This is a genomic window from Pseudomonas sp. P5_A2_2, assembly GCF_054177685.1.
This window is the reverse complement of record NZ_JBGCUL010000288.1, coordinates 1-5,125: the sequence shown is the minus strand read 5'-3', so window position 1 is coordinate 5,125 and position 5,125 is coordinate 1. Positions and strand designations below refer to the sequence as shown.

8 protein-coding genes are annotated in these 5,125 nt (G+C 58.5%); 4 read left to right on the top strand and 4 right to left on the bottom strand.

Translation table 11 applies throughout. The annotated features are described in order from the left end of the window. Positions 1-195 (top strand): hypothetical protein (locus ACXRVY_RS16540; RefSeq protein WP_458237781.1); only part of this gene is annotated, 195 nt, incomplete at its 5' end. Between the two features lie 16 nt (positions 196-211). Continuing rightward, positions 212-643 carry a nuclear transport factor 2 family protein gene (locus tag ACXRVY_RS16535; protein ID WP_223463349.1) on the top strand — a complete coding sequence of 144 codons (432 nt, stop codon included), beginning with the start codon at positions 212-214 and terminating at the stop codon, positions 641-643. Between the two features lie 73 nt (positions 644-716). Here the strand turns inward: ACXRVY_RS16535 and ACXRVY_RS16530 are convergent, their stop codons facing one another. Continuing rightward, on the bottom strand, positions 717-1,532 hold the full coding sequence (locus tag ACXRVY_RS16530; protein ID WP_223463348.1) for an AraC family transcriptional regulator: 816 nt from the start codon (positions 1,530-1,532) through the stop codon (positions 717-719). 134 nt (positions 1,533-1,666) lie between these two features. Here ACXRVY_RS16530 and ACXRVY_RS16525 point away from each other — a divergent pair, with 134 nt between their 5' ends. Both ACXRVY_RS16525 and grxC read left to right on the top strand, forming a co-directional pair. Further along, positions 1,667-2,185: a carboxymuconolactone decarboxylase family protein gene (locus ACXRVY_RS16525; protein WP_223463347.1), complete on the top strand. Its 519-nt coding sequence runs from the start codon at positions 1,667-1,669 to the stop codon at positions 2,183-2,185. A gap of 26 nt (positions 2,186-2,211) precedes the next feature. Further along, positions 2,212-2,463: a glutaredoxin 3 gene (gene grxC / locus ACXRVY_RS16520; protein ID WP_223463346.1), complete on the top strand. Its 252-nt coding sequence runs from the start codon at positions 2,212-2,214 to the stop codon at positions 2,461-2,463. A 348-nt stretch (positions 2,464-2,811) separates the two neighbouring features. On the opposite strand, the gene ACXRVY_RS16515 is transcribed toward grxC, so the two are convergent. The 3 genes from ACXRVY_RS16515 to ACXRVY_RS16505 all read right to left on the bottom strand — a co-directional run. Next, positions 2,812-3,168, bottom strand: coding sequence for a type II toxin-antitoxin system RelE/ParE family toxin (locus ACXRVY_RS16515; protein WP_223463345.1), 357 nt, complete (start codon positions 3,166-3,168; stop codon positions 2,812-2,814). Positions 3,169-3,182: 14 nt separating this feature from the next. Beyond that, positions 3,183-3,431 (bottom strand): type II toxin-antitoxin system Phd/YefM family antitoxin, encoded by a 249-nt coding sequence (locus tag ACXRVY_RS16510; protein WP_046037234.1) that lies wholly within the window; start codon positions 3,429-3,431, stop codon positions 3,183-3,185. A 411-nt stretch (positions 3,432-3,842) separates the two neighbouring features. Beyond that, a partial coding sequence (locus ACXRVY_RS16505) for a tripartite tricarboxylate transporter permease (RefSeq protein WP_458237780.1) occupies positions 3,843-5,125 on the bottom strand: 1,283 nt, incomplete at its 5' end.

Genomic DNA, 5,125 nt, shown 5'->3' with positions numbered 1-5,125 from the left:
GCAGAAACACCATCAGCAACATCAGGTCGTGCCGTAAACGCGGGTCAGGCTGCATGGCGCAATACCTCGAAGTCAGGACATGGCCCTTTTAACTTCGAGGCAAGGCCGCCGGGCAAGTTCGCTTTTTTCCTCCACCGCATGATAAGTTGTACGATGACTGACAAATATTCGTCCAGTCATGACGCTACCCCATAACAACAAGGAAACACCCATGAAAAAAGCAAAAGTGCTGATAGGTTTTCTGTGCCTGTTCAGCGGCTACGTCGCCGCTACCCCAGCTGCCGCGGACAAGGACGTGGCCCAGGCTGTCGACCACCTGACCCAGGCCATGCTGCACAAAGACATTCCGGAGCTGAACGCCTTGACCGCCGAGAACCTGACCTACGGGCATTCCAGCGGCAAGATCCAGGACAAGAAAGCCTTCATCGCCGACATCGAAACCGGCAAAAGCGCGTTCAAGACCCTTGAGATGCAAAACCAGACCATTACCGTCTCCGGCGATGTCGCGCTGGTCCGTCACCACTTCTCGGCGCAAGCGCTCAAAGGCACCGAAGTGGTGCCAACGGAAATCGAGAACTTCCAGATCTGGCAAAAACAGGACGGTAAATGGCTTCTGGTGGGACGGCAGGCGTTCAAGTTCTGATGCTCACGTAAGAAGCCGCACCGCCGGACCTGTGGGAGCGAGCTTGCTCGCTCCCACAGGGTTTTCGGGTGAATCAACCACCTTTCCACTCCCTGGGACTGAGCCCGGTTTTGCGCCGAAACGCCCGGGCCAGCGCCGAGGGGCTTTCGTAGCCGACTTCCTCGGCGATCAACGCAATCGGCCGACCTTCGCGCAGGCGTTTCTGCGCCAGGCTGATGCGCCAGCTCACCAGGTAATCCACCGGCGTCTGCCCGACCACCCGGCGAAAGTGCTCGGCGAAACTGGCCCGCGACATGTTGGCGGCGGCCGAGAGTTCGGCCACGCTCCAGGCCTTGGCCGGGGATTGATGCATCAGGCTCAGCGGCCGCGCCAGGCGCGCATCGGCAAGGCCGGCCATCATGCCCGGTTGCTGGCCAGTGGTGCTCAAGATGTGCCGCAGCAACAGAATCACCAGCAGCTCGAACAGGCGATCCATCACCGCTTCGCGTCCGCACGTACCGTTAAACGCCTCGTTGAACAGCCATTCCAGGGTCCCGGCCAGGGTCGGGATTTCATCGAGCTTGAGCACCAGAAAATCCGGCAGCGCCGCCGCCAGGGCATTGCCCGCACCGCCGTCGAAATCCAGGGTCGCGCAGACCAGTTGCGTGCCGGACGCTTCAGACGCGAACAGGCGATGACGATAGGGCCGGGGGAAAAAGATCAGGCTCGGTTCGGTCAATTGCAGATCCGGCTGATCGCCCATCTTGAGCAACAGTTCGCCAGCCTGAAGCAGGTGCAAGTGGCCGCTGGCCTGTTGGCCGTCGTAGGCGGCGGTACCGCAAAACGTGCCGCTGTGAAAGGTGCCGGCATTGACGCCGAAGTGCGTGAGCAACGTGGACAAGCGATCCATGACAAGGCTCCCGAAGGCGGATCTGGACGATCTGTCGCATATCCTCGACGATTTGCACCCAATAAGCCAGGCACTCCCCCTAACATCAGCTCCGTACCCAGCGCATACCGCGCTTCACACCACGGAGTATCACCATGACCCGCATTGCCCAGATCAGCATCGAACACGCCACCGACGCCACCCGCCCACTGCTGGAAGGCGTGCAGAAGAAAATCGGCTTTCTGCCCAACATCTTCAAAGTATTGGCCCACGCCCCGGCGGTACTGGCCTCCTACCTGCAAAACTCGGCCGCACTGGGCAAGACATCCTTGAGCGCCACGGAAAAAGAAGCGGTGTTCCTCGCCACCTCGCAGGTCAACGGCTGCGACTACTGCCTGGCGGCCCACACGCTGTTTGCCGGCAAGGCCGGGCTATCAGGTCAGGACATTCTCAGTGCGCGTCAGGGTGAACTCAACGCTTATGCCACCCTCGCCCGCCAGGTCACCGAAAGCCGTGGCCACCTGACGATCGAACAGATCGCAGCGGCCCGTGCTGCCGGCATCGACGACGGCAAGATCATCGAAGTGATCGCCCACGTGGCTTCGCAGACGCTGACCAACTACCTCAATAACGCTGCGCTGACCGACATCGACTTCCCGGCCATCGACGCCTGAATGACTTGAACGACGGAGTGCCCTCCATGAACACCGTGACCCTGTACACCACCGACACCTGCCCTTACTGCCGCAATGCCAAGGCCTTGCTGGCGAGCAAAGGCGCGGTGATGAAAGAGATCAATATCGAGCGCGACCCTGGAAAGATGCAGGAAATGCTCAACCGCAGTGGTCGACGCAGTGTGCCGCAGATTTTCATCGGCGACACCCACATCGGCGGCTTCGACGACTTGGCCAGGCTGGAGCGTCAGGGTGGGCTGATGTCGATGCTGGCCTGAGTCAGTCAGGTATTGGTTTTCCACCTGGTCCACTCCAAGACCCTGCGGGAGCGAGCCTGAACTGGTCAAGTGTCCAAAGTCATCAGGCCAGTTCAGCCTGCTCGCGAAGGCGTCGGGTCAGTTGATCAAAATTAGCGGCAAACCCCTTCCTTCAGGTGGGGGAAGGATAGCGAGCCGGTATAGACGGCCCCAAGTTTTTTTGGGGGGGGGATCCTGCTGTGCGATGTACTTTTTTATTACGTCAATTGGGGCACTGCCCCWGGATCCGATCCCAGCACTCAAGCGCCGGGATAGAAGCGACTTATACAGGCCGCTCATGACGTGATGCGTCAGAACTGGCCAGCGATATCATGCCGGAGGCTCGTACATGCTGAGCAAACAGTAACGAACGAGTGCGTCCGGAACGCTCTGCTTGTCTCTCAAAACCAGACCGAGGGCAACAGCCTTATCCGCCTCGAAAATTTCGTAGAAGACGCGATAGCCATCTGTGTTGAGTTCACGGTATTGCATGACACCCAGTTCGCTAAGTTGAGGGCTTACAGGGTAACCATAGGGTGTGACCGAGAGCTTGCGCTCGATGACGTCAATGACGGAGTAAACCCGCGTTTCGGCAGTTGAAAACCCGTGATAGGCGGCCAGATGTTCAATCTGGTCTTCGATGCTGTATTCAGCGATTGCGGAGATGCGTACTGTGAACTTATTCATTGAATCTCCTGTTTTTATTTGTGGGCAAATCTCCTGCTCAAACGGGCTTTCAGTTCATCAGTCGAACAGTGTTTACCTTGGGCATACTCGCGCGAACTGATTGCGAGCATTTTCACAAGGGCGATTGCTTCGTCACGGCGCTTACGCTCAACGTAAGACTCCACAACATAAGCAGGCACACCGTTCTGTGTGACGACCATTGGCTCATCAAGAGGCAGGTCAGATGCGTGTTTTTTCAAAAAGCTAATTGTTTCTACTCGCATGAGAGGAAACCTCCATCCTGGGGGACGCCTGATGTGTAACGGGCGCCTGATAACGGAAAGACTCTGAACTGAACTCGAACAGAACCTTAATTGATGACCAATACGAATCGACCATCCACAGCCACCATACACCATATTTAGACCAAATCAAGACCTATAACGAACTTTATTATTTATTTTTTGTCAATGTTTGTTTTTAAACTTCCGACTTTCGGTGAAGTTGAACACCGAAAATCGTGGTTTGCTTTCAATCTGCCGATCGATCRCCGGCAACTGCAGGCGTTTTTGCTTTGACATCCTCCCTCACCCCGACCTGTTAGTCGCCGCCCAGAGGAAAGAAAGGGGATTCCCTACGGCGTCAGATCGATTTCTCGCCCTGCTCGCTACCGCAGGAGTTGCGCATCGCAGGATTCAATCATCCTCATGTAACTTGATGCCGCGTTTATGCAGCACATGGGGCACCACCAGCACCAGCAGCGTCAGGGCCAGGAAGAACGCCGAGATCGGTTGCGTGACGAACACCGTCCAGTCGCCCTGGCTGATGGACAAGGCGTTACGCAGTTGTTTCTCGGCCATTGGCCCCAGCAGCATACCGACAATCACCGGGGCGACGGGGAAGTCGAAACGGCGCATCAGCACCCCGCCCCAGCCAATAGCCAACATCAGGATCAAGTCGAAGGATGAGTGGCGCATGCCATACACGCCGATGGTGGCGAATACGAGGATGCCGGCATTCAGGTAGGGCCGGGGGATTTGCAGCAGCTTGACCCACAGCCCCACCAGCGGCAGGTTCAACACCAGCAGAATCACGTTGCCGATGTACAGCGAGGCCACCAGTGTCCAGACCAGGTCGGCGGAGGTTTCGAACAGCATCGGCCCTGGTTGCAGGTTGTAGTTCTGGAACGCCGCCAAGAGGATCGCAGCGGTGGCGGACGTCGGGATGCCCAGGGTCAGCAACGGCACCAGGGACCCGGTCGCGCTGGCATTGTTGGCCGCTTCCGGGCCGGCGACGCCTTCGATGGCACCCTCGCCCTTGTTGGCGGAAAACTCCTTGGGATACTTGCTGAGTTTGCGTTCGGTGGAATAGGACAAAAAGGTCGGAATCTCGGCGCCACCGGCCGGAATCGAACCGAACGGAAAGCCGATCAGCGTGCCGCGCAACCAGGCGGGGACTGAGCGTTTCCAGTCGGCGCGGGTCATCCACAACGAGGTGAGGCGATGCCGGCCCTCGTTGGCTTCTGTCTGATAGAGCAAGCTGTACAAGGCCTCGCCCACAGCGAACAACCCGACCGCCACCAGCACCACCTCGATACCGTCCACCAGTTCGGGAACGCCCAATGTGTAGCGGGCAATACCCGAGGTCGAGTCCRGGCCGATCAAACCGATGGTCAGCCCGACGCCCAGCGAGGCAAACCCGCGCAGCATCGAAGCGCCGAGCACCGCCGACACGGTGGTGAACGACAGCACGAGGATCGCGAAGTATTCGGTCGGACCGAAATTCAGGGCCAGCCTGGCCACGATGGGCGCAAACAACGTCAGCAAAATTGTGGCGATGGTGCCGGCGACGAATGAGCCTATCGCCGCCGTTGCCAGCGCAGGTCCCGCCCGGCCGTTGCGCGCCATCAGGTTGCCTTCCAGGGCCGTGACCATGGAAGACGACTCGCCGGGAGTGTTGAGCAGAATCGAAGTGGTGG

Bases quoted from the DNA above. Each gene is read 5' to 3' on its own strand.
- ACXRVY_RS16535 (WP_223463349.1), top strand. From the start codon at position 212: ATGAAAAAAGCAAAAGTGCTGATAGGTTTTCTGTGCCTGTTCAGCGGC.
- ACXRVY_RS16530 (WP_223463348.1), bottom strand. From the start codon at position 1,532: ATGGATCGCTTGTCCACGTTGCTCACGCACTTCGGCGTCAATGCCGGC.
- ACXRVY_RS16525 (WP_223463347.1), top strand. From the start codon at position 1,667: ATGACCCGCATTGCCCAGATCAGCATCGAACACGCCACCGACGCCACC.
- grxC (WP_223463346.1), top strand. From the start codon at position 2,212: ATGAACACCGTGACCCTGTACACCACCGACACCTGCCCTTACTGCCGC.
- ACXRVY_RS16515 (WP_223463345.1), bottom strand. From the start codon at position 3,168: ATGAATAAGTTCACAGTACGCATCTCCGCAATCGCTGAATACAGCATC.
- ACXRVY_RS16510 (WP_046037234.1), bottom strand. From the start codon at position 3,431: ATGCGAGTAGAAACAATTAGCTTTTTGAAAAAACACGCATCTGACCTG.